A 755-nucleotide genomic window follows, 5' to 3' on the forward strand; every position below is an offset into this window, starting at 1 on the left:
TGACCGATGCCATGGCAACCGGCCCGGCGACTTTGCTCCGGGGCATGCAGCTTCAGCGTCCGACCGACGTAGTGAAAGCGGCAGCATTGTCTGCCGACGACAAGCGCACCATCCTGGCGGCATGGGCTTCGGATTTTTACGCGGTCGATTCGAAGCCGGCGTTCCGTCTCATTCCCGGAACAGCGGAGCCGGTTCCTATCGATGAAATTCATTCAGCGCTTGCCGAACTCGACCGGCGCTACGGCTTCTGACTTGCGGCGGTTTACGGGCTTGCGTCATCATATGGTGAGACGCTTGATGGCCTGGTCCAGCGAACGCCGCCTGTCGAAGCCATCCCGCCGGCGCTCGTCGTTTCATGAAGCGCCGGCACGGCATGATGAAACGGTCAGTGTGCTGTGGGCGTCCTTGCATCAACTATGGACGTTGTCGGGCCGCGCGGAGCATCGCTTGATCGGGAACGGACCATAACTTGCCTCCGCACGACCCAACTCTGGGGATGAGCCGGACCGCCAGGGAAAGGCGTTTTACATTTCGACGAATAGCGCCTTTCCTGCGATCCGATGAATTAACCTTGTTGCCACGTCGAGGTTCCCGCTCAATGCCGTAAAAAAGCGCTGAGGCAAGCAAGTTGTTTGTCCGCGCATCGCACCGGAGTAAATGAGGAGCGAACCGCGCGATTCCGTAGCTTGAACGAAAGGGCGGCGGCGGCGATCCCATGCCTTATTTTACAGAATAGCCCAAGGCAGTGTCTGTGT

Annotated in this window: 1 protein-coding gene; it reads left to right on the plus strand. The window is 59.1% G+C overall.

Annotated features, from left to right (window positions below; translation table 11 throughout):
* On the plus strand, window positions 1-251 hold a 251-nt coding region (locus AF337_RS12820; RefSeq protein ID WP_244471235.1), incomplete at its 5' end, for a hypothetical protein.
* Between the last annotated feature and the right edge of the window lie 504 nt (window positions 252-755).

It is taken from the genome of Rhizobium ecuadorense (assembly GCF_001187535.1).
GTDB classification, from domain to species: domain Bacteria; phylum Pseudomonadota; class Alphaproteobacteria; order Rhizobiales; family Rhizobiaceae; genus Rhizobium; species Rhizobium ecuadorense.